We start from the raw sequence: 1,622 nt of genomic DNA on the forward strand, positions 1-1,622 counted from the left end.
AAATTTAGAAACAAATTGCTTTATATCCTTATTATATGATAGTATTTATAATTTTCAAATTATTTTGCTTGAAAAGATTATGAAAAATATCGTAAATAAATTGAAATCGTGATATACGATTTCTAAATTTATGCCGGAACATTATATATGCATAAAATAGTAAAAAGTGGCAAAAAATATTGACTACTATGAAATAATGAATTATATTTTATTTATAGAAAGATAAAATAAGGAAAATATATATGAAGGGAGTAATGCGATGGAGCGTTACATAATAAAACAAAATACCATTTATCTAAAAGCAGTAAAGTTTAATGAACATATTGTTCATACAGAGGTTTCTGAAGCGGGAAAAGACACTTTTATAATTGAACAAAGACCACAAGAAATTATGAATCAATCTTGTCGATTTTATGGTGAACATATACAGGAAAGAAAGTTGTTCACCAAAAGACTAACTAATATTTCAAGTAAACCTCCGATTTTAATATCACCAATTACATCCACTTACTTTTTTTGTACACATTCAGAGAGATCGATAGAAAATTCATGGATAAATTTATTGTACGTGCGGAATATAGTTGAATTAAAAGGAAATAAATCTAAAATTCAATTTGAAGAAGAGCGATCAATAGAAGTACCAATATCATTCCATATTCTAAATCATCAATATTTAAATTGTACTTGTTTACATTATAAAAATCATAGAAATAAAATCTTTATTAACAATTTAAATAAAGACCAAAGTCCATTTGATTTAGACCTTAAACAAGAAGGATATAGTGTGTTGGATGTAATTAAAATGTATTTAAAAGATAAGCATTAGCTATTAAAATCAAAATAACGGAACAACTATCACTAGAAGTGTAAATGTTCCGTTAATTTTTTTGAGTTTACACTTGAAAATATTACTGTGGTTGATATAATAGTATTTGTGCTTGATATAAATATCATTATTCCACAGTAGCTCAGTGGTAGAGCTATCGGCTGTTAACCGATCGGTCGTAGGTTCGAGTCCTACCTGTGGAGCCATGGAGATGTACTCAAGTTGGCTGAAGAGGCGCCCCTGCTAAGGGTGTAGGTCGTTCTGCGGCGCGAGGGTTCGAATCCCTCCATCTCCGTTATATTGTCTGTAACCTTTATGGTTGCAGGCTTTTTTGTTATGTTTATTATTATGTGTATAATATATCATAACGAAATACAGAAACGAGGGAATATGGATGACTGTAGAATTATTAGCTTTAATAGACAAAGAATTTATTGAGTTCTATGAGATGTCATGTTAAGAATTTGCTGAAGAACAAGTCAAAAGCGGTGCTTGGGGAGAAGAAGAATCATTCGAAAAAAGTAGTAACTACTTTAAAAAGCTATTACCAGATGGATTAAATACACAAGGTCATGAAATATTTAATTTAACAGTGGGAAATGAAACAATAGGAAAAGTATAGTTGTTCATATTATAGGAAAACAAGGAATTAAATTGTTTTATATACGAGATAAAGGACATAAGTACAATTGATGAAAGCGATAGAAGATTATTGTAACAATCATTAGAACGAGTGAATGTGATTGTATACTTACGCTATTTGATATGAAGTAGGATCTGTCTCTTATACACATCT

At 29.5% G+C, this 1,622-nt stretch carries 1 protein-coding gene and 2 tRNA genes; all 3 read left to right on the forward strand.

The window, feature by feature from the left end:
• The first annotated feature begins 259 nt into the window (after window positions 1-259).
• The 3 genes from CD111_RS11395 to CD111_RS11405 all read left to right on the forward strand — a co-directional run bounded on the left by CD111_RS11395 (window position 260) and on the right by CD111_RS11405 (window position 1,121).
• Entirely contained in the window at window positions 260-826 is a 567-nt protein-coding gene (locus CD111_RS11395; protein WP_095088809.1) for a competence protein ComK, read from the forward strand.
• A 131-nt stretch (window positions 827-957) separates the two neighbouring features.
• Window positions 958-1,032 (forward strand) — tRNA-Asn (locus CD111_RS11400).
• 1 nt (window position 1,033) lies between these two features.
• Window positions 1,034-1,121 (forward strand) — tRNA-Ser (locus CD111_RS11405).
• The last annotated feature ends 501 nt before the right edge of the window (window positions 1,122-1,622 follow it).

Source organism: Mammaliicoccus stepanovicii (assembly GCF_002902525.1).
GTDB classification, from domain to species: Bacteria; Bacillota; Bacilli; order Staphylococcales; family Staphylococcaceae; genus Mammaliicoccus; species Mammaliicoccus stepanovicii.

Excerpts from the sequence above, each read along its gene's own strand:
- CD111_RS11395 (WP_095088809.1), top strand. The coding sequence starts at position 260 with ATGGAGCGTTACATAATAAAACAAAATACCATTTATCTAAAAGCAGTA.